Below are 19,478 nucleotides of genomic sequence, written 5' to 3' on the forward strand. Positions count from 1 at the left end.
AATGTCCTTGCCAAGATCGACGCCCAGAACCCTGATCTCATTCATCGCCTCGCCTCCTTGCCAGTCTCAAACGGCGCAGATCATGCGCCGAGGAAAAGGGGCGAGCCATTCCATAAACGATCGACGCCGGCGGCTCCGTCTGGAGATGCCACCGGCGGCTGGCATACCCCGACTCCGGGAAAATCCGGTGGAGGGGTATGCCGAGCCGAGCGGCGCTTGAGCCCCTTGCCGGACTTCGTCCGGCGCAAAAGTAAATCAGGACTGCTTTTGCGACGCCCGCTTGGCGATCTGCTCCTTGGCGAGCTTCACGACATTGTCGGCGGTGAAGCCGAACTTCGCCTGGAGCTTGGCGATCGGGGCGGAGGCGCCGAAGGTGGACATGGTGACATGCGCGCCCTTGGCGCCGACATAGCGATCCCAGCCGAGCGTTCCGCCCTGCTCCACTGCCACGCGAGCCATGATGTCGGGCGGCAGCACGCTGTCGCGATAGACCTCGTCCTGTTTCTCGAAGAGGAACCAGGACGGCATGGAGACGACGCGCGAGGAAACGCCTTCGCCGAGCAGCCGCTCGTGCGCTTCGAGGCAGAGCGAGATTTCCGAGCCCGTGCCGATGAGGATGACCTCCGACACCTCCTCCGCCTTGCCCGCCAGGATATAGGCGCCCTTTTCGAGGCCCGAGGCCGCCGCGTATGTCGAGCGGTCGATCGTCGGCAGCGGCTGGCGCGAGAGGATCAGTGCGGTGGGCTCGTGGCTCTGGCGCATCGCGACCTTCCAGGCCTCCGCCGTCTCGTTGGCATCGGCCGGACGGATCGTGTTGAGGCCGGGGATCGCGCGAAGGCTCGCCAGCTGCTCGATCGGCTGGTGGGTCGGCCCGTCCTCGCCGACGCCGATGGAATCATGCGTGAAGACGAAGACGACCGGGATTTCCATGATCGCGGCCAGCCGGATCGGCGGGCGCATGTAGTCGGAGAAGACGAGGAAGGTCGCCGTGTAGGGGCGCAGATAGGAGAGCGCCATGCCGTTCGCGATCGAGCCCATGGCGTGCTCGCGAATGCCGAAATGGAGATTGCGGCCGCCATAGTCCTTCACCTCGAAAGAGCCGGCGCCCTCGAAGGTCAGAAGCGTCTTCGTGGAGGGCGCCAGATCCGCCGAGCCGCCCGTGAGATACGGCACGTTCGCGGCGATGGCGTTCAGCACCTTGCCGCCGGCATCGCGCGAGGCGAGGCCCTTGGCATCCGCCTCGAAGCTCGGGATCGCGCTGTCCCAGCCCTCCGGCAGCTTGCCACGGCGCATCGCCTCGATCTCGGCGGCGAGCTTCGGGTTCGCCTTCGTATAGGCGGCGTAAGTCGCCTCCCAGGCCTCGCGCAGCGCCTTGCCCCGGCCTGCGACGGCCGCCTGCACGGACTGCGCCACCCCGTCCGGCACATGGAAGGACAGGTCCTCCGGGAAGCCATAGGCGCGCTTGGCGCCCTTCACGTCCTCGGCGTCGAAGGCCTCGCCATGAGCCTTGGACGTACCCTGCTGCTTCTGGAGCCCGTAGCCGATGACGCTGTCGACGACGATGAGCGTCGGCCGGTCGTCGGTCGCACGAAACTCCGCCAGCGCCTTGGCGATCGCGGCGGTATCGTTGGCGTCGGAGACGTAAAGCGTCTTCCAGCCATAACCGCGGAACCGTTCGGCGACGTTCTCGGAAAAGGCGAGATCGGTGAAGCCTTCGATGGAGACGTGGTTGTTGTCGTAGAGCCAGCAGAGGTTGGACAGCTTGAGGTGACCCGCCATCGAGGCAGCCTCGCCCGAGACGCCCTCCATCATGTCGCCGTCGCCGCAGAAGACGTAGACGTCGTGGTCGAAGATCGTGGCGTCCGGCCTGTTGTAGCGCGCCGCGAGCTGGCGCTCGGCGATCGCCATGCCGACCGAGGTCGCGCAGCCCTGGCCGAGCGGGCCGGTCGTCGTCTCGACGCCCGTCGTCATGCGATATTCGGGATGGCCGGGCGTCTTGGAATCGAGCTGGCGAAAGGCCTTGATGTCGTCGAGCGAGACGGCGGGCTTGCCGGTCGGCCGTCCCTCGGCATCGATCTCGCGCACGCCCGCCAGATGCAGGAGCGCGTAGAGCAGCATGGAGCCGTGCCCGACCGAGAGCACGAAACGGTCCCGGTTCGGCCAGTCCGGCCGCTCGGGATCGTAGCGCAGAAACTCCGTCCAAAGCGTGTGGCCGGCGGGCGCCAGGCCGAGCGGCGCGCCGACATGGCCCGAATGCGCGGCGAGAACCGCGTCCAGCGTCAGGGTGCGGATCGTGTCGATCGCAAGACCGCTCGTGTCTCCGCTCGTGGCATCGATGGTGGTTTTGGCTGTCGCGCTCATGGAACCGTCCCTCTCTTCGAGGGCTAAGATAGGAGCGTCGCGCGACATGACGATGGCGAAAAACCATCATTTCAATCGATTGGAATGCTTCCAAGAAGGTCCGGCTGATCCCGTCGGAACTGCCACGTCTTCTGTTGTGGACCGCCGGAAAGCTCCGGCCGATCGGCCGGCTCGGGCGAACCCGTCATCTCTCGACGATCCGGTTGCGGCCTTCGCGCTTGGCGCAATAGAGGGCCTGATCGGCGCGGGCGTAGATCGATTGTGCGTTGTCGCCCAAGCGCGACGTGGCCAGTCCGCCCGAGCACGTATAGGTGAAATCGGGATGGGCGAGGAGCGGGCGGCTGCGACGGACCTCGTCGAGGACGCCTTCGATGATCCCCCTCGCCGCCCCGGCATCCGTCTCGGGCAGGATCAGGAGGAATTCCTCGCCGCCGACGCGGCCGAAATGGTCCTTCAACCGGATGCCGGAGCGCATGAGCTGAGCGAAGCTCACCAGCACGAGATCACCTGCGGGATGCCCGAAGATGTCGTTGACCGACTTGAAGCGATCGAGGTCGAGAAGGCAAAGGGTGAACGGCTCGGCGCCTCGATCGTCCGCGCGCTCGAGAAGTGCGTCGAGCGCGGCGATGACATGCCGTCTGTTCGAGACGCCGGTCAGATCGTCCGTGACGGACGCCTTCCGCGCCCGGTCGCACTCCTGGCGTATCGTGCGCTCGGACCGGCGAAGCTCTGTGATGTCGCTTCCCACGAACATCATCCAGCCGTCCGTCCGAACCGTCTCGACGATCCAGAGCCAGCGTCCGTCGTAGAGATTGGATTCGATGGTCCGGCTCGCGACCTTGCCGCGCCGGGAGGTGACGGACGCGAGCCAGACCTCGATATCCCGGGTCTCGATCATCGTTCCCCGCTGCGCCGAGTGGTTCCGGCGCATGATGTCCCGCCAGAGCGGCGTCTCGTCGTCCTCGATGAAATAGGCGGATCGAAAGGCGCGATTGGCATAGCGAAGCCGATCGCCGGGATCGTAGACCGCGATCAGCGCATCCGTTTCTTCCTGGAGAACCGCCAACTGGTCGGTAACTGAAACCAAGCTCGAGACCTCGCCGCCACGCGACAAGTCCGCGTCCTGAGCGGCCATCTCGTAATGGGCGCAGGTTACAATCGGGCTAAGGTATGCCCGAGGGCTTCGAACGTCTCGGCGAAGCTATTGTCCGGCGAGGCGGGCTTCCGCCGTGCGCGACGGCCATTCGGTTGCCGCCGCATGGCGCACGCTTGCGTGGTCGCTCGGAGTGGAGGCGTGCTGCGGGACGAAGGTCAGGAAGCCCACCATGGCGATCGCCCCGACAAGGGCGCCCCAGTCGCGGACGGTCGTCATGATCTCGCGCTTCGTCATCGACCGGCCCTTCGTCGACACGCCGCTCGCAGCGGCGCGCCAGAAACATCTTGGACCAGATTATCCATCAGCGGAGTAGACCGATAAAGGAACGATCGTCCGCCGCGGAGCTGCCCCGCGCAAAATCCTTCGCGCGGAGCGGGCTTCTCGGGTCGGGGACCGGCGTCGAGGGCTCGGGCAGGTCTCAGGGCTGGCGGGGCCGGCCGAGAAAGAATCGAACCATCTCGCGCGACGCGTCGGGGCCGGCCGGATCGGCATAGGTGCCGCCGGCATCGCCGCCCGACCAGGCATGGCCGAGACCCTCGACGGTCCAGTACTCCACCTCGGGCAGAGGGCCTCCGGCGCGCAGATGCCGCGCATAGCCCCGCCCGCCCGAGACGCCGCGCTCCACGGTCTCGTCCGGCCTCGACGGGCCTGCCACGGCCCCGCCATTCGACGGGTGGACCGTTCGGTCCCCATCGCCGTGGAACACGATGAGACGCGGCGCGGGGCCCCCCCGGGCGCCGGGCGCGACGCCGCCCTTGCCGCTGCGCATCAGCGACAGGGCGGAGCCGACATCCGTGGCCGCGCCATAGGGAAGACCGGAATGCACGCCGACGCCTGCAAAGAGCTGCGGATGGGTGGCGCCGAGCACGGCCGCCATGGCCCCGCCCGCGGACAGTCCGGCCACGAAGATCGCGCTTTCGTCCACGGTCTGCGTCGAGACGACCTGCCGGACGATGCCGGCAAGGATCGCCGGTTCGCCGCGCTCGGCCTTCTGGTGCGCGGGTTCGAACCAGTTCCAGCAGAGGCGCGCATTGGCCGATTGCGGCTGTTCGGGATAGGCGACGAGAAGGCCCGCTTCCTCCGCCACCGCGTTCATCCGCGTTCCCCGCGCGAAGTCGTCCGGGTTCTGCGTGCAGCCGTGCAGCATCAGGATCAGCGGCCGAGGACCTGCCGGCAGCGAGGACGGCAGATAGAGCCTGAAGCTTCGGCTGCCCTCGGGACCCTCGTAAACATGCGTCTCGAAACGGGCGCCGTCGGGCAGATGCACGGGCGCGGGCACCGGCTGGGCGGCCGGCATCCTGAAGCGCGGACGCGTGGCGAGGAACGGCGCGAACGCCTCGACCCCGCCGAACTTTGCGGGGCCGGGCTTGGCCGAGCGGTCACTGGACGTCTCTCCGGCGCCCGCCTTCAGCTCGATGCTCGGCCCGTCATGACGTGCCGCACCCGTCGGCCCTTTGCGTCCGCCGAGCGCCTCTTGGATCACGGCGGTCGCGTCCTCCAGACGGCGGACGGACACGAGGGAGCGGGCATCCCGCATGAGGTCGGAGAAGGTTTTCGTCATGGCGGCGGTCCTTTCAGCGGATGCGGTCGGCAAGCGCCGCTTTCAGCTCGCGGCTCGCCTGAAGCGCACCGAGAACCGTGATGGAGGAGATCGTCTCACGGGCAAGATCCGGTGAGACGTCCTCGTCGATCGTGACGAGGCCGAGAACGCGGATGTCGAGCTTTCTTCCCGCCGCGAGGGCGGCTTCGAGATCGGCGCGCCCGTAGCGGCGAAGGCCGAGATCGAGGGACAGATGCTCCGCCGACTTGCGGAGCCGATCGTCGTGGAGGTCGAGCTGGCGGCGGATGGCCGATCGGATGAAGTCGCTCCGATGGGCATAGAATCCCTCGCGGACGAGGAGATCGATGCCCCCGAGATCGACATAGCCGAGGTTCAGCGTCAGCTTCTCGCTCTCGCCTCCCCGCTCCTGCAAAGCCGACTTCCGGGGCATCCTACCATCCTCTTACCATCCACTTGGATGACAGGTGGTGACGCGAACAGGCAGTACAAGAGATCGCAGGATACAAAAGCGAAATGATCTTCTTTCGCATGATGCCCATCGACATGGCGGACATTTGCACCCATCCTCCATTTATCACTTCGCCGGATAGATAAGGTCCTCTTTCCTTGCAATCTACGGCGATGGATACAGGGTGCGGAATGACGTACGTCTATCAACCAACCGTGATTGGCGGGGGACGGATGAACGAAACACGATGATCTCGTGGGCTCGGCCGTGCCAAAACGGTAACTGGATGCTGGCAGGAGGAAGCAGGTCGCGAGGCGACCTGGTTTGGCACCGGTAAAATCAAAGGTAGGCGTACCAGTTACGGAGACGCCGCCTTTCGGGACAATCCTCCGAAAGATGCAATCGACATTTGCATCCGAGAGTAGCAGAACTGAAGGTGCAACGGCGTCTCGACGGCGCGTTTCGCTTTCGGAAACCATTGACGCTTTGCAGGATGGAAACGGCCCGGGCAATGGAAAAGCTTCTCGTCCCGCTGGAGGACGCCGTTCCGAGCGGCCATAAGTTCAGCCCGATCGGCAATGTCTCGCGCCTTCAGGGCGAACGCGTGCATGTCCACATCGCGGTCGAGATCGGCCAGCGGATCGTGCGGGGCGAGTACCCGCCGGGCTCGATCCTCCCCAACGAGGCCAAGTGGGCCGAAATCTTCAAGGTCAGCCGGTCCGCGGTGCGCGAGGCGGTGAAGATGCTGACGGCCAAAAGCCTCCTCGCATCGCGGCCGAAGATCGGCAGCCGCGTCGAACCGCGCGCGCGCTGGAACCTGCTCGATCGCGACGTGCTCGACTGGTACTCCGCGGTGCCCGACAGTGCCCGCTTCCTCGCCCAGGTGCAGGAGTTCCGCCATTTCGTGGAGCCGGAGGCGGCGGCGCTCGCCGCGACGCGCCGGAGCGAGGCGCAGATGGCCGATATGTCTCTCGCCTGCCGCGAGATGAAAGCGGCCCCATCGCGGGACATCTGGATGGAGGCCGACATCCGCTTCCATCTCGCCATTCTCGCGGGCTCGGGGAACGACCTTCTCCTGCCGCTCGGCGTCATCGTGGACTCGGCCCTGCGCCAGCTGTTCCTGTTTCTCTATCCGAGCGACGTCGATTTGGGGAAGGTCACCGCCTTGCACGCATCGGTCGAGCGCGCCATCCGTCTCCAGCGGCCGGACGCGGCGCGCAAGGCCATGCGCCAGTTGCTCGACTACACGGACGCGGCCATCGCCCGCAAACTGCGCGGCTGATCGCCTTCATCGCGAATGCCCGGTCGGGCGTCGCTTTCAGGCTGGCGACGGGCGGAAGCTTGGGGCGAAATCGCGCCATCGCCTCCGACCAAGGCCGCGCCCCATGAAGATCGCATCGCTCGACATTCATGTCGTCGCCGTCCCGCCGCCTCATCTGGGCGGCATGTACTGGATTCTCGTCCGGCTCCACACGGCCTGCGGCATCGAGGGCGTCGGCGAAATCTACGCGACGGCCTTTCACCCGGACGCCCTGAAGCCCGCGATCGCGGACGTCTTCGAGCGCCATCTCCTCGGCCACGACCCCCACGACATCGAGCGCTTCTGGCGCGCGGCCTATTCGAGCGGCTTCACCCAGCGCCCCGATCCCACCATGATGGGCATCGTCTCCGGCCTGGAGATCGCCTGCTGGGACATCGTCGGCAAGGCGGCGGGCAAGCCGGTCCACGCGCTGATCGGCGGGCTGGTCCACGAGCGCCTGCGCGCCTACACCTACCTCTATCCGAAGAACGCGGCCGGCGAATACGACTACGACGATCCCGATCTCGCCGCCTCCTGCGCGAGCGACATGGTCGAGCGCCTCGGCTTCACGGCCGTCAAGTTCGATCCGGCCGGCCCCTACACCGCCTATTCCGGCCACCATCTGTCGCTCGGCGTGATGGACCGTTGCGAGACCTTCTGCGCGAGGGTTCGCGAGGCCGTCGGCTCGCGCGCCGATCTTCTCTTCGGCACGCATGGGCAGATGGTTCCGGCCTCCGCGATCAGGCTCGCCAAGCGGCTGGAGAAATACGATCCGCTCTGGCTGGAGGAGCCGGTGCCGCCGGGCCAGGAAGAGGCGATGGGCCGCGTCGCCGCCAAGACCACGATTCCCGTCTCGACCGGCGAGCGGCTGACGACCAAATACGAGTTCCAGCGCGTGCTGCAGACGGGCGCCGCCTCGATTCTCCAGATGAACGTCGCCCGCGTCGGCGGCATTCTCGAAGCCAAGAAGATCGCCGGCATGGCGGAGGCCTTCTATGCCGAGATCGCCCCGCATCTCTACAACGGCCCGGTGGGCGCGGCCGCCTCGATCCAGCTCTCCGCCGCCTCGCCGAACTTCCTCATCCACGAGGCCATCATGGATTTTTCCGGCTTCCATGCGGAGATCCTGAAAACCCCGCTCGTCTTCGAGGACGGCTATCTCATTCCCTCGAAGGAGCCCGGCCTCGGCATCGAGCTCGATCTCGACGCCATCGCGCGCCACAGCCCCTATACGGGCGAGCGGCTGCATCTCCAGATGGCGCCGAACCCCGCCGACGTCAAAGACTTCGCGCCGGCCAAGGGCTGAGACGCATGGTTGGCGACGGCGACGAGACCTTCGATTACGTCGTGGTCGGCTCCGGCTCGGCCGGCTCGATCGTCGCCGCGCGCCTCGGCGAGGACGGGCGGAACAGCGTCTGCGTGATCGAGGCCGGCGGAAACGACCGCTCGATCTGGCTGAAGATCCCCGTCGGCTATGCCAAGAGCTACTACGATCCCGCCGTGAACTGGATGTATTCGACCGAACCCGAGCCCGAACTCGGCGGACGGCGCATCTACACGCCGCGCGGCAAGGTGCAGGGCGGCTCCGGCGCGATCAACGCCATGATCTTCGTGCGCGGCGCCGCCGGCGACTTCGACGGATGGCGCGATGCCGGAAACCCCGGCTGGGGCTTTGCCGACGTGCTGCCGCACTTCAAGCGGATGGAGCGCCATGCCGGCGGGGCCTCGCCGTGGCATGGCGGCGACGGGCCGATCGGCGTGACGCCGATGCGCGGCGCGACGCATCCGATCACGGACGCCTTCCTGGCCGCCTGCCGCGAGATCCAGCTTCCCGAGACGCCCGACTTCAACGGCGCCGCCATCGAGGGCGCCGGCATCTACGACGTGAACACGCGCCGGGGCCTTCGCTCCTCCGCCGGCGCCGAGTATCTGCGCCCCGCCCTGAAGCGCGAGAACGTCACGATCCGGCGTCACGCCCGGACGACGCGCATCCTCCTCGACGACGAGCATCGCGCGACCGGCGTCGAGATCCTGCAAGGGGGCCAGAGGCGCACGATTCGCGCGCGATGCGAGGTGATCGTCTCGGCCGGCGCCGTCGAGACGCCGAAGCTGCTCCAGCTGTCCGGCATCGGCGACGGCGCGCTGCTCGGACGGCTCGGCATCGCGCCGCGCCGTCATCTGCCCGCCGTCGGCGCGAACCTGCAGGACCATCTCTGCGCCAGCCTCTATTACCGCTCGACCGTGCCGACGCTGAACGGACCCTTCTCCAGCCTCGCCGGCCAGGCCGGGCTCGCGCTTCGCTACATCCTGACCCGCAAGGGGCCCTTCGCGATAAGCGTGAACCAGGCCGGCGGGTTTTTTCGCGGCCGGCCGTCCGAGCCGCGCGAGAACCTGCAGCTCTACTTCAACCCCCTCTCCTACCGCATTCCGAGCGATCCAGGCGCGGGACTGAAGGCCGAGCCCTATCCGGGCTTTCTCCTCGCCTTCAACGCCTGCCGCCCGACGAGCCGCGGCCGGGTGGAGATCGCCTCGCCCGATGCGGAAGGCGCGCCCCGGATCCGGCCGAACTATCTCTCGACGGAGGAGGACCGCGACGAAGCGGTGCAGGGCGCCCGCCTTGCCCGGCGCATCATGCAGGCGCCCGCCCTTCGCGCCGTCACCGCCGAGGAAATGCCGCCCTCGGCGGGTGTCTCGACCGACGACGAGATCCTCGCCTATTTTCGGGAGAATTGCGGCTCGATCTATCATCTCTGCGGCACGGCCGGCATGGGGCCGGACCCTGCGACCTCCGTCGTCGATGCCCGCCTTCGCGTCCACGGGATCGCCGGCCTTCGCGTCGTCGACGCCTCGATCTTTCCCACCATCACCGCCGGAAACATCAACGCGCCCACCATGATGGTGGCCGAGAAGGGCGCGGCGACGATCCTTGAGGATGCGGCGGCGCGTCAGCGGTAGGCGCGCATCCAGCCGAGGCCGTCGTCGGTGCCCGCGCGCGGCCGATACTCCGCGCCGAAGGGTCCGCTCCATCCGAGCGCAGGCAGCAGGCGCTCGAAGGCGACCTCGCCTTCGTCGGGCTCGGCACGCGAGGGAACGGCCGCGAACTGAACATGGCCGACGAGGTCGCGATGGCGCTCGAAGCGGCGGACGAGATCGCCGCCCATGATCTGCTGGTGGTAGAGGTCGAACATGATGCGCACCTCCGGCCGCCCCAGTGCCCCCACGATATCGGCCGCCTCTTCCACCGTCTGGTGGAAATAGCCCGGCGCATCCCGCGCGTTCAGCGGCTCGATCAGGACCACCATCCCGTATTTGCCGCCGAGATCGGCCGCATAGGCGAGGTTTTCGAGGAAGGCCTCGCGGGCGCCCTCGACCCCGCGCGAAGCGCCCGCCATCACATGCACCGCGCCCGCCCCGATCTCCGAGCCGTAGTCGAAGGCCTCGTCGATCGCCGCCCGCGCCTCGCTTTCGCGGCCGGGCATCGCGGACAGCCCGTTCTCGCCCTCCCGCCCACGCCGCGTGTTCAGCCCGAGCATCGAGAGGCCCGTCTCGTCGAGCGCGGCGCGCACGTCGGCTGCCGGCATTTCGTAAGGCCAATGGCACTCGACGGCATCGAAGCCCGCAGCCTTGGCCGCGCGGATCGCGTCGGGCAGCGCCCGGTCCTTCCAGAGAAAGCCGAGATTGGCGGAAAGCTGGATCATCGTCGCATTCCTTACCGTCTTACCGGACACGGTCGCCGAGAACGTCGAGCGCGGTCTCGAAGAAATCGGCATCGCCGAAATTGCCGGACTTCAACGTGAGCCAAAGCGGCCGGTCGGCGGCCTTCACGGCGGGAACGCCGGGCGCGATCTCCGGGCCGATGTCGAGCGCGACGAGGCCAAGCCCTTCCACGACCGCGCCGGACGTCTCCCCGCCCGCGACGACGAGGCGCGTGACGCCGGCCGCCGCGAGCCGCCGGGCGAGATCGGCGAAGAAGCCCTCGATCGCTCCGGCCACCGCCTCGCGCCCGTGCCGCTCCTGCGCCGCCCGCACGGTGGCGGGCTCGGCGGACGTGTAGATCAGCGGCGCCTCGGCACCTTGCGCGAGCGCCCATTCGGCGACCTCGGCGGCATCTGTCGTCCCGGCCATCAGCGCATCCGGCAGGATCTCGCGCGCCGGATGGCTCGCCGCATAGCGCGCGACCTGCACCCGCGTCATCGCGGAGCAGGAGCCGGACAGGATCGCGCCCGGCCCGGAACTGCCGGTCCAGGCCGCCCCCACCGCCGACGGCGATGCGCCGAAGAGGGCGGGCAGTCCGATGGCGATGCCGGAACCGCCGGTGATCAGCCGGAAGTCGCGCGTCGCCTCGCCGAGCGCGACGAGATCCTCGTCCCGCAGCGCATCCGCCACCAGGACGGGCCGCCCGGCGGCGACCTCGGCCTCGACGGCGGCGCGGATCGCATCCGGTCCCGCAAAGACCGCCCGGGCCGGAACATGGCCGACGCCGTGCCTCGTCTGCGGGGCGAGCCAGCGGCGCAGGTCGGGATCGGTCATCGGCGTCAGCGGATGGTTTTCCATGCCGCTTTCGCTGAGCAGCCGGTCGCCGACGAAGAGATGGCCTTGATAGATGGAGCGCCCCGTCGCGGGAAAGGCCGGGCAGACGATCGTGCGATCCGAGCCGAGCCGCTCCATCAGCGCATCGATGACGGGACCGATATTGCCCTCCGGCGTCGAATCGAAGGTCGAGCAGTATTTGAAGAGGAACCGGCGGCACCCCTGGCGCTCCAGCCAGTCCGCCGCCGCCAGCGAGAGCGCGATGGCCTCCGCCGGCGGAATCGTGCGCGATTTCAGCGCCACGATCCCCGCCTCGACGCCCGGCTCGGCCGCGCCGGACGGGACGCCGCAATATTGCGTCACCCGCATCCCGCCCTTCGCCAACGTGTTGGCAAGGTCCGAGGAGCCGGTGAAATCGTCGCCGATGCAGCCGAGCAGCATGATGTCAGACCCTCGCCTGCCCGCCCATCTCGTCGTCGAGATGCGCCCGGATGATCTCGTCGAAGGAGCTTTCCACCGTGAAGCCGAGCTCGCGGGCGCGCTTGCCCTCGATATCGGGCGCCCAGCCGTCGACGATGCGGATGATCATCGGATCGGGCTCGCGGCGGATCAGCTTCACGGCCTTCTCCCCGACGATCCGGCCGAGCGCCGCGATCTCGTCGCCGACCGTGGCGGACAGACCGGGCAGGCTGATATTGCGGCGCGGACCGACCTTGGACAGATCCATCGTCGCGGCATGAAGGAAGAAGCCGATCGCCGCGCGCGGACTGGCGAAGAAATGGCGCACGCTGTCGGCGACGGGCAGAACCGCCTCCTGCCCGGCGATCGGCTCGCGCAGGATGTTGGAGAAGAAGCCGGAGGCCGCCTTGTTCGGCTTGCCCGGCCGGATGCAGATCGTGGGCAGGCGCAGGCCGATGCCGTCGAAGAAGCCGCGCCGCGTGTAGTCGGAGAGGAGCAGCTCGCCGATCGCCTTCTGCGTGCCGTAGCTCGTCAGCGGCGTCTGGAAGAACTCGTCCGGGATCGCTTTCGGGAACGGTGCGCCGAAGACCGCGATCGAGGAGGCGAAGACGACGCGCGGCTTGTAGCCGGAGGCGCCGTGCTCCAGCCGGATCGCCTCGAAGAGATCGCGCGTGCCGTCGAGATTGATGCTGTAGCCCTTCTCGAAGTCGAGTTCGGCCTCGCCGGAGACGATCGCGGCGAGGTGGAAGATCACGTCCGGCCGCTCGGCGACGAGCGGCTTCGACGCGCCGGGCACCGAGATGTCGAGCGCCTGCGTGCGGACGTTCGAAATGCGCCCGGCCGGCACCTCCGGCTGGATGACGTCGACGAGCACCATTTCGTCCACCGCCGTCTCGCCGAGGCCGCCATCGGCCGAAATGCGCTCGGCGAGCTTGCGTCCGATCATGCCGGCCGCGCCGATAATGAGAATCTTCATCCTGTCCTCCTCCTTCGAACACTCGTCCGCCGCGCATGTTTCGCGGGGGCGGAAAGGTCTGCCGGAACGGGCGGGCCGACCGACCGCCCCCTCCGGTCCTTGTTTCAGCCGCCCCTCTCGGCGGCATCGAGACTGCTGCGCGTGGTGCGGTGGATGCGCTCCAGATGCACCTCGAAGCCGGCGGCGACGGCCTGCGGATCATGGGCCTTCAGAGCCTCGACGATGCGGCGATGATCGTCGTAGCTGGCCGCGATGGCGCCGGGCTCGGAGACGGCCCGCCGCCGATGCTCCATCATATAGCCGTAGAGATCGATGACAAAATCGGCGAGCGCGGGATTTCCGCAGGCGCGATAGATCGCGAAATGGAACTCGCGATCGGTGATGAGAAAGCGCACGGGATCGTCGATCGCGGCCCGCTGGGCCTCCAGCGAATCCGACAGGAAGCGCAGCGTCTCCTCGTCGATCCGCAGGGCGGCATCGGCGACGACGCGCAGTTCGACATGCAGCCGCGCCGCATGGATGTCGGAAAGGCCGTAGCTGTTGATCAGCCGGGGTTCGCGCGTCTGCTTGAACTCGGGCCCGACCTCGTCGGAGACGACGCGCGTGCGTGCCCCCTGCACGACCGCGATCAGCCCCTTGGCCGAAAGGATCTGGATGCCGCCGCGCACCGATTCCCGGCTGACGCGCAGCGCCACGGCCAGATCGCGCTCGCTCGGCAGATCGTCCCCGACCTTCAGAAGCCCCGCCGCGATGAGGCTCGCGATCTTCTCCGCCACGACGTCGCGAATGGTCCGCCGCACGATCGCCTCGCGAAGCTCCCGCGCATTTTCGAGGACGAAGTTCATGGGCGCCACGCGCATTGATCAACTGGTTCGGCCAGCAAGCCAGTTGTCCCACGCGTCGTCGGAAAGTGTCAAGCCGATGGTCGGATCATGGGACGATGCAGGTCAGCCCTCGTCGCGCCAGAAGCTGCGCGACCAGCGGCGAGCGACCGATGCGCTCTTCCAGGGCGTCAGCCCTTTCTCGGCGAGCACCACGAGGAGAAAGGACACGACGCCGAGCAACGCCAGGAATGCGATCGCGGCGAAGGTGCCGGCCGTATTGAGCCGGGAGTTGGCTTGGAGGAGATAGGCGCCGAGACCGCCGGACGTGGAGGCCGTCCATTCTGCGATGACGGCGCCCGTGACGGAGAAGGTCGCCGAAAGCTTCAAAGCTGAGAAGAGCGGCGAATAGGTCGCGGGCAGTTTCACATGGCGAAAGGTCGCGAGCTTCGAGGCGCCCATGGATCGAACGAGATTCAGAACGTCGCGATCGACGGAAGCGAGACCGTCCAGCACATTGACGACGACGGGAAAGAACACGACGAGCGCCACGATCACGAGCTTGGGCGCGAGGCCGAAGCCGAGCCAGATCGTCAGCGCCGCCGAGATCGCGACGATCGGAACCGCTTGGCTTGCGATGAGCACGGGATAGAGCACGCCGCGCACGGTCTTCGAGGCGTCCATCGCCACCGCGAAGAGAAAGCCGCCGCCGGCCCCCAGCACGAAACCGAGCAGGAACTCGGTAAAGGTGATGACGAACCCCTCGATCAGCGTCTGCCAGTCCAAAGCGATGTGTTCGGCGACCTGTCCGGGCGAGGGCATGACGTATCGCGGGATCTGGAAAACCTCGACGGCCGCCGCCCAAAGGCCGACGACGAGACCGAGAGCCAGGATCGGATAAGCGATCTGGACGAATAGCGACCGCCGCTCATCAGGCTGCATGAACCGTCTCCCCGGCCAAGGATGCCGTATCGTAGATAAGGCCGAGAATGCGCGCCTTCAGCGCGCTGAAGACGGGATCGGTCAGGATCGACATCGGCCGGGGACGTGCGAGGGGTACGGGAATGATCTCCCGGATGCGGCCCGGTCGCGGCGACATGACGACGACCCGGTCAGCGAGGAGAATGGCCTCGTCGATGTCGTGCGTCACGAAGACAACAGTTCGTTTTTGCTCGGCCCAGATGCCGAGGAGCCATTGCTGCATGGACAGGCGTGTCTGCGAATCCAACGCGCCGAAGGGCTCGTCGAGAAGCATCACGTCGCGGTGCATCGCGAGCGTTCGCATGAGGGCGACGCGCTGGCGCATGCCGCCGGACAGCGCCGCCGGATAGTGGTTGATGAAGTCGCCGAGCCCGTAGCGCCGGGCCAGCGCCACGCCCTCCGCCCGCTCGGCCCGGCTCGCGCCCCCTTTCAGGATGGCGCCGAGCACGATGTTGTCGACGACGGTGCGCCAGGGAAGGAGGAGATCCTTCTGAAGCATGTAGCCGACCTCGCCGGCGCGGCCAGTCACGTCGCGCCCGTCGATGAAGACGCGGCCCGTCGAGGGCGTCAGGACGCCGGCGACGACGTTGAAGAGGGTGGATTTGCCGCAGCCGGACGGCCCGACCACCGAGACGAACTCGCCGGCGGCGACCGACAGGTGGGTCTCGGCCAGCGCCTGCGTCTCTCCGAACCGCTGCGAGACGCCATCGAGCACGAGCTTGAAGCCGGACGGCTCGCGGGGCTTCGTCATCTCGGCATCCTCAAAGAACTGTGCAGGCGTCGCGGCCGAACCAGACGAGGTCCTCGACCTTCACCGCGACCCCGTCGCGCGAGACGAAGGGCTCGACCGCCCAGGCGCCCCACATCGCCGTATCGTTGCCGGCATCGATGAATTGGTGAAGGTAGGCCGCGCCCGGCGTGAGGGAGTGACCGATATTGGCGAGAAGGTCGAGCAGCACGAAGCCCTCCGCGGTAAGCCTTTCCTCAGAAAGGCCGAAGAGCACGTTAGCCGGCATGCCCGGGCGGCATTTCGCAAGCGTTTCGCGATGAATGGCGGTAAGATCGGCCAGCGCTTTGCGGGCCTCCGGATAGTCGCCGACGATGCCGCAGCGCGTGCAGTCGCCCCAGAATCCCTCCGCCGTGATCGGATGGACGTCGATCATGACGAGATCGCGCTCGGACGCCGCAAGATCGGTTGGCGGATGGGTCGGAAAACAGATCCTGGCATTCTCGCCGAGACCGACATTGGTGATCGTCCAGACATGGGCGACGCCCTCGGCGGCGAGATAGGCACCGATCGCGAGCTCGATCTCTCGCTCGGTGACGCCCGGCAGAAGCGCCGCGATGCCCGCAGCCGCCGCGCCCTTGGCGAGGTCTTGCGCCTTGACGAGACCCGGCGGCGGTTCGATCGCCACGTCCGGCCCCGGACGATAGGTCCAGGGCGGGACGATGCGCGGGCCGGCCGCCGCGCTCACGGCGCCACGTAGGCATTGGTGTAATAGGCGGACGGCTCCAGCGGCGCCTTCACCACGTCGAACTTTTTGAGCGCGGCGAGAAGCTGGACCCAGTCGGCATCGTTCATCACCATCATGTCCGGCCCCTGCTCGCCGAAGAGCGGGATCGTGTCCTTCCATTGCTGGTCGATGAACTTCGGGTCATAGGCCTTCGAGTAGCGCGCGGCGAAGGCGGCGAGGCCTTCGTCGGGATGGGCGATGGCATAGTCGATGCTCTTGCGCGTCGCGCGCAGAAACGCCTTGGCGATCTCGGGATTGGCCTTCAGCCAGTCGTCGTTCGCCGCAAGCATGAAGATCGGCGTGTTGGGCACGCCGTGCTCGGCGGCGGGCAGGAACTCCGCCTTCTGACCGCCGAGGACCGACATGCCCGTCATCTCGGCATTTGTGATGCCGGTGATCGCGTCGACCCGCTTCTGCAGGAGAAGCGGCACCGTGTCGTCGGCGGCCGCGACCGTCTTCACGTCGGCCATCGTGAGACCGCCATCCGCCAGCATCATGGTCAGCTGTGCCGTCGTCCAGGCGTCGTTGTAGATGCCGATCGTCTTGCCCTTGAGCTCGGGCACCGCGAGCTTCTGCCCCTCGGGAGAGAGCACGCCCCAGTTGTTTCCGCGCCCGTAGCGGGCGATCGCCGTGACCGGCGCCTGCTGCTCGCGCGCAAAAATCACGTCCATGACCGTTGTGAAGGCGACCTGCGCGCGGCCCGTACCCAGAAACTTCGTCGTATCGGCTACGGTCGGCGGCGTGACGATGTCGAGTTCGATCCCCTCCTGTGCGTAGAAACCCTTGTCGCCGCCGAGAATCCAGGGGACCCAGAAGCCGTCCGGCACCGGCCATTCCTGAATGAAGGTCAGCTTGGTCAGCGGCTTGTCTTCGGCATGCGTGGCCGTAGCGACCAAGCCGAGGGCGGCGGAGCCGGCAAGAAGGACCGTGAACAGGCGGCGGGTCAGCGTCATCGCAAGATCCTTGTTCGCGTCGGGCCACCGATCGTGGCGTCGGGGGCCGACCGCAGCTTCGCAAGGGGAATAGTGACCCCGCCCGAAAAATCTTGTCAATGGACTTGCAGTCATATCAAGCGACTTGCAAACATGCTCATCGGCTGTGCAATCGCATGGCCATGAGCAAGCGACAGGAGGCGACATGGCGTCGACCCGACCCGAGGCCGGACTGACCGTGGCGGTGATCCAGATGGAACCGCGCTTCGGCGAGACGGAGGCCAATGTCGCGCGGTCCATCGAGGCGATGGAGAGGGCCGCGGCACAAGGCGCGGGGCTCGTCGTGCTGCCCGAACTCTGCAACACCGGCTACGTCTTCCAAAGCCGCGCGGAGGCTCGCGAACTGGCGGAGACCATTCCGGACGGGCCGACGACCCGCGCCTGGATGACGGCCGCGGCGCGCCTCGGTCTCCACGTCGTCGCCGGCATTGCGGAGGCGGACGGGCCGATCCTCTACAATTCCGCCGTCGTGCTGTCGCCGGAGGGCTTGGTCGGCCGTTTCCGCAAGATGCACCTCTGGGCGGACGAGGCGCTCTATTTCGCGCCCGGCAATCTCGGCTTTCCCGTCTTCGACACCGCCATCGGGCGCATCGGCTGCCTCATCTGCTACGATGGCTGGTTTCCCGAAAGCTATCGTCTCGCCGCGCTCCAGGGCGCCGAGATCGTCTGCGTGCCGACGAACTGGGTGCCGATCCCGGGCCAGGACCCCAAGCGCGAGGCCATGGCGAACATTCTCGCTATGGCGGCCGCCCATTCCAACTCGATCTTCATCGCCTGCGCCGATCGCGTCGGCACCGAGCGCGGCCAGCCTTTCATCGGACAGAGCCTGATCATCGGCCCCGCCGGCTGGCCGATCGCCGGCCCCGCGGCGCCGGAGGGCGAGGAGATCCTCTTCGCCACGATTGATCTGGCCGACGCCCGCCGCAAGCGAAACTGGAACGCCTTCAACCAGGTCCTGCGCGATCGGCGCGGCGATGCCTATGGCGAGATGCTGGGCAGCGCTCACACGCCCGGTTGGTACTGATGGCCGCGCGTCCGCCCGCATCGGACGAGGAAGGCGCGAGCGCCAGCGCGCGGCTCGGCACGCGGCTGAAGCTGGCGCGGCAGACACGCGGCATGACGCTGAAGGCCGTGGCACTCGGGGCGAACTGTTCGGAAAGCCTGCTCTCCAAGATCGAGAACGGCAAGGCGTCGCCGTCCCTCCCCATGCTGCATCGCCTCGTCGAGGTGCTGGAGACCAATATCGGCTGGATGTTCGAGGAGGTCGACGGCGAGGAGGGGATCGTCTTCCGCGCCGGGCAGCGCCCGCTGATCGCGCTCGACCCGCTTCGGCGCGGCGAGGGCATCTCGCTGGAGCGCGTCATCCCCTATTCGGCCGGCCACATGCTCCAGTGCAACATCCACCACATCGACGCGGCCGGCGAGAGCGCCGGGCCGATCCGCCATGCCGGCGAGGAGGTGGGGCTGGTGCTGGCGGGCGAGGTCGAGCTGATCGTCGAGGACCAGACCTTTCGGCTCGGGCCGGGCGACGCCTTCGTCTTCCGCTCCGAACGGGCGCATCACTACCGCAATATCGGGCGCGAACAGGCCAGCATCTTCTGGGTCAACACGCCTCCGACGTTCTGACGCCGCGATCAAATTGGGAAAAGCACCACGCGAATCCGGGGAAGCACGAGTCTCTTAACGGACCATCCGTAGAATGCCGAGCTTCGTCCCGGCCGTCACGCATCGCCCGAAAGGATCGTCCCCGCCATGTCACAGCCGCTGTATCAGCTCGTCTATTGCAGCCGGAACCGGATCGCCGGATCGCCGAATGCGGTGGCCGCCGAAGTCGGCTCCCTTCTCGCGGTCAGCCGCCGCAACAATGCGCTGGCCGGCGTCACCGGTGCCCTGCTTCTGCACAAGGGCTGGTTCGCGCAGGTTCTGGAAGGCCCGCGCGAGGCGGTCGAGGCGAGCTTCGCCGCCATCCGGCAGGACACGCGCCACGGCGATGCGACGCTTCTCGCCCTGGAGCCGATCGCCCAGCGCAGCTTCGGCGACTGGACCATGGGCTTCGTCGGCTCCTCCCCGGAGAATGCGCGCCGCTTCGCCGAGGTCGGCATCGCCGCCGGCTTCGATCCCGCGCGCCTCGGCGCCAAGGCCCTGCACGCGATCCTCCTCGACCTGACGCTGACCACGGACTTCGCCCTCGCGGCCTGACCGCGCGCAGGCGGATAAGCCGGTCTGCATCGTCCGCGGCTCGGAGGGCGGCGACGCCCATCGGGCGCCCATCGAGGGACGCGGTGTGCAAACCGGCGCCGGATGCCCCATCTTCGCGAACGCGGACCGTCCCCCGCGATCGCTTCCCTCGTCCCGGCGCATTTTTCCCATGCGCCGTCG

The 19,478-nt window shown here is 67.5% G+C and carries 19 protein-coding genes; 6 read left to right on the forward strand and 13 right to left on the reverse strand.

What is annotated here, in order from left to right; all coding sequences use genetic code 11:
• Nucleotides 1–255 precede the first annotated feature (255 nt).
• From tkt to ASG62_RS03920, 5 genes are all read right to left on the reverse strand, one after another.
• Nucleotides 256–2,361: a transketolase gene (gene tkt / locus ASG62_RS03900; protein ID WP_056699818.1), complete on the reverse strand. Its 2,106-nt coding sequence runs from the start codon at nucleotides 2,359–2,361 to the stop codon at nucleotides 256–258.
• Nucleotides 2,362–2,545: 184 nt separating this feature from the next.
• The gene (locus ASG62_RS03905; protein WP_056700165.1) at nucleotides 2,546–3,448 is read right to left on the reverse strand and encodes a GGDEF domain-containing protein; all 903 of its coding nucleotides are present in this window, start codon (nucleotides 3,446–3,448) and stop codon (nucleotides 2,546–2,548) included.
• Between the two features lie 114 nt (nucleotides 3,449–3,562).
• A complete protein-coding gene (locus ASG62_RS03910) occupies nucleotides 3,563–3,751 on the reverse strand; it encodes a hypothetical protein (protein ID WP_056699821.1) in 189 nt (62 codons plus the stop codon).
• A gap of 184 nt (nucleotides 3,752–3,935) precedes the next feature.
• Nucleotides 3,936–5,078, reverse strand: coding sequence for an alpha/beta hydrolase family esterase (locus ASG62_RS25270; protein ID WP_082537521.1), 1,143 nt, complete (start codon nucleotides 5,076–5,078; stop codon nucleotides 3,936–3,938).
• Nucleotides 5,079–5,091: 13 nt separating this feature from the next.
• On the reverse strand, nucleotides 5,092–5,508 hold the full coding sequence (locus tag ASG62_RS03920; RefSeq protein WP_056699824.1) for a hypothetical protein: 417 nt from the start codon (nucleotides 5,506–5,508) through the stop codon (nucleotides 5,092–5,094).
• Between the two features lie 529 nt (nucleotides 5,509–6,037).
• Here ASG62_RS03920 and ASG62_RS03925 point away from each other — a divergent pair.
• From ASG62_RS03925 to ASG62_RS03935, 3 genes are all read left to right on the forward strand, one after another.
• Nucleotides 6,038–6,808 carry a FadR/GntR family transcriptional regulator gene (locus ASG62_RS03925; protein ID WP_082537522.1) on the forward strand — a complete coding sequence of 257 codons (771 nt, stop codon included), beginning with the start codon at nucleotides 6,038–6,040 and terminating at the stop codon, nucleotides 6,806–6,808.
• A gap of 103 nt (nucleotides 6,809–6,911) precedes the next feature.
• Nucleotides 6,912–8,132, forward strand: coding sequence for a mandelate racemase/muconate lactonizing enzyme family protein (locus ASG62_RS03930; RefSeq protein ID WP_056699826.1), 1,221 nt, complete (start codon nucleotides 6,912–6,914; stop codon nucleotides 8,130–8,132).
• A gap of 5 nt (nucleotides 8,133–8,137) precedes the next feature.
• On the forward strand, nucleotides 8,138–9,781 hold the full coding sequence (locus tag ASG62_RS03935; protein ID WP_056699828.1) for a GMC family oxidoreductase: 1,644 nt from the start codon (nucleotides 8,138–8,140) through the stop codon (nucleotides 9,779–9,781).
• On the opposite strand, the gene ASG62_RS03940 is transcribed toward ASG62_RS03935, so the two are convergent.
• From ASG62_RS03940 to ASG62_RS03975, 8 genes are all read right to left on the reverse strand, one after another.
• Nucleotides 9,772–10,524 (reverse strand): hydroxypyruvate isomerase family protein, encoded by a 753-nt coding sequence (locus ASG62_RS03940; RefSeq protein ID WP_056699831.1) that lies wholly within the window; start codon nucleotides 10,522–10,524, stop codon nucleotides 9,772–9,774. The two genes, ASG62_RS03935 and ASG62_RS03940, sit on opposite strands and share 10 nt — an antisense overlap.
• A gap of 19 nt (nucleotides 10,525–10,543) precedes the next feature.
• Nucleotides 10,544–11,797: a 3-oxo-tetronate kinase gene (gene otnK, locus ASG62_RS03945; protein ID WP_056699834.1), complete on the reverse strand. Its 1,254-nt coding sequence runs from the start codon at nucleotides 11,795–11,797 to the stop codon at nucleotides 10,544–10,546.
• A 4-nt stretch (nucleotides 11,798–11,801) separates the two neighbouring features.
• Nucleotides 11,802–12,791: a D-erythronate dehydrogenase gene (gene denD / locus ASG62_RS03950; RefSeq protein ID WP_056699838.1), complete on the reverse strand. Its 990-nt coding sequence runs from the start codon at nucleotides 12,789–12,791 to the stop codon at nucleotides 11,802–11,804.
• 104 nt (nucleotides 12,792–12,895) lie between these two features.
• A complete protein-coding gene (locus ASG62_RS03955; protein WP_413814174.1) occupies nucleotides 12,896–13,636 on the reverse strand; it encodes a FadR/GntR family transcriptional regulator in 741 nt (246 codons plus the stop codon).
• 102 nt (nucleotides 13,637–13,738) lie between these two features.
• Nucleotides 13,739–14,554: an ABC transporter permease gene (locus ASG62_RS03960; RefSeq protein ID WP_056699846.1), complete on the reverse strand. Its 816-nt coding sequence runs from the start codon at nucleotides 14,552–14,554 to the stop codon at nucleotides 13,739–13,741.
• Nucleotides 14,544–15,344, reverse strand: a complete 801-nt coding sequence (locus tag ASG62_RS03965; protein ID WP_056699849.1) for an ABC transporter ATP-binding protein — start codon at nucleotides 15,342–15,344, stop codon at nucleotides 14,544–14,546. The genes ASG62_RS03960 and ASG62_RS03965 overlap by 11 nt, the downstream gene beginning before the upstream one ends.
• 10 nt (nucleotides 15,345–15,354) lie before the next feature.
• A complete protein-coding gene (locus tag ASG62_RS03970) occupies nucleotides 15,355–16,068 on the reverse strand; it encodes a M24 family metallopeptidase (RefSeq protein ID WP_056699852.1) in 714 nt (237 codons plus the stop codon).
• Entirely contained in the window at nucleotides 16,065–17,060 is a 996-nt protein-coding gene (locus ASG62_RS03975) for an ABC transporter substrate-binding protein (protein WP_056699855.1), read from the reverse strand. Before ASG62_RS03975 ends, ASG62_RS03970 begins: the two co-directional genes overlap by 4 nt.
• A 184-nt stretch (nucleotides 17,061–17,244) precedes the next feature.
• Between ASG62_RS03975 and ASG62_RS03980 the strand changes: the two genes are divergently transcribed.
• The 3 genes from ASG62_RS03980 to ASG62_RS03990 all read left to right on the forward strand — a co-directional run bounded on the left by ASG62_RS03980 (nucleotide 17,245) and on the right by ASG62_RS03990 (nucleotide 19,298).
• On the forward strand, nucleotides 17,245–18,123 hold the full coding sequence (locus tag ASG62_RS03980; RefSeq protein ID WP_082537523.1) for a nitrilase family protein: 879 nt from the start codon (nucleotides 17,245–17,247) through the stop codon (nucleotides 18,121–18,123).
• Nucleotides 18,123–18,725, forward strand: a complete 603-nt coding sequence (locus ASG62_RS03985) for a cupin domain-containing protein (protein WP_056699858.1) — start codon at nucleotides 18,123–18,125, stop codon at nucleotides 18,723–18,725. The genes ASG62_RS03980 and ASG62_RS03985 overlap by 1 nt, the downstream gene beginning before the upstream one ends.
• 126 nt (nucleotides 18,726–18,851) lie before the next feature.
• On the forward strand, nucleotides 18,852–19,298 hold the full coding sequence (locus tag ASG62_RS03990) for a BLUF domain-containing protein (protein ID WP_056699860.1): 447 nt from the start codon (nucleotides 18,852–18,854) through the stop codon (nucleotides 19,296–19,298).
• Nucleotides 19,299–19,478 lie beyond the last annotated feature (180 nt).

Origin of the sequence: Aureimonas sp. Leaf427 (genome assembly GCF_001425485.1) — a bacterium.
Lineage (GTDB): Bacteria > Pseudomonadota > Alphaproteobacteria > Rhizobiales > Rhizobiaceae > Plantimonas.

Coding starts and splice junctions, on each gene's coding strand:
- ASG62_RS03980 (WP_082537523.1), top strand. CDS start 17,245: ATGGCGTCGACCCGACCCGAGGCCGGACTGACCGTGGCGGTGATCCAG.
- ASG62_RS03960 (WP_056699846.1), bottom strand. CDS start 14,554: ATGCAGCCTGATGAGCGGCGGTCGCTATTCGTCCAGATCGCTTATCCG.
- ASG62_RS03910 (WP_056699821.1), bottom strand. CDS start 3,751: ATGACGAAGCGCGAGATCATGACGACCGTCCGCGACTGGGGCGCCCTT.
- ASG62_RS03985 (WP_056699858.1), top strand. CDS start 18,123: ATGGCCGCGCGTCCGCCCGCATCGGACGAGGAAGGCGCGAGCGCCAGC.
- otnK (WP_056699834.1), bottom strand. CDS start 11,797: ATGCTGCTCGGCTGCATCGGCGACGATTTCACCGGCTCCTCGGACCTT.
- denD (WP_056699838.1), bottom strand. CDS start 12,791: ATGAAGATTCTCATTATCGGCGCGGCCGGCATGATCGGACGCAAGCTC.
- ASG62_RS03940 (WP_056699831.1), bottom strand. CDS start 10,524: ATGATCCAGCTTTCCGCCAATCTCGGCTTTCTCTGGAAGGACCGGGCG.
- ASG62_RS03965 (WP_056699849.1), bottom strand. CDS start 15,344: ATGACGAAGCCCCGCGAGCCGTCCGGCTTCAAGCTCGTGCTCGATGGC.
- ASG62_RS03955 (WP_413814174.1), bottom strand. CDS start 13,636: ATGAACTTCGTCCTCGAAAATGCGCGGGAGCTTCGCGAGGCGATCGTG.
- ASG62_RS25270 (WP_082537521.1), bottom strand. CDS start 5,078: ATGACGAAAACCTTCTCCGACCTCATGCGGGATGCCCGCTCCCTCGTG.
- tkt (WP_056699818.1), bottom strand. CDS start 2,361: ATGAGCGCGACAGCCAAAACCACCATCGATGCCACGAGCGGAGACACG.
- ASG62_RS03930 (WP_056699826.1), top strand. CDS start 6,912: ATGAAGATCGCATCGCTCGACATTCATGTCGTCGCCGTCCCGCCGCCT.
- ASG62_RS03975 (WP_056699855.1), bottom strand. CDS start 17,060: ATGACGCTGACCCGCCGCCTGTTCACGGTCCTTCTTGCCGGCTCCGCC.
- ASG62_RS03935 (WP_056699828.1), top strand. CDS start 8,138: ATGGTTGGCGACGGCGACGAGACCTTCGATTACGTCGTGGTCGGCTCC.
- ASG62_RS03925 (WP_082537522.1), top strand. CDS start 6,038: ATGGAAAAGCTTCTCGTCCCGCTGGAGGACGCCGTTCCGAGCGGCCAT.
- ASG62_RS03990 (WP_056699860.1), top strand. CDS start 18,852: ATGTCACAGCCGCTGTATCAGCTCGTCTATTGCAGCCGGAACCGGATC.
- ASG62_RS03920 (WP_056699824.1), bottom strand. CDS start 5,508: ATGCCCCGGAAGTCGGCTTTGCAGGAGCGGGGAGGCGAGAGCGAGAAG.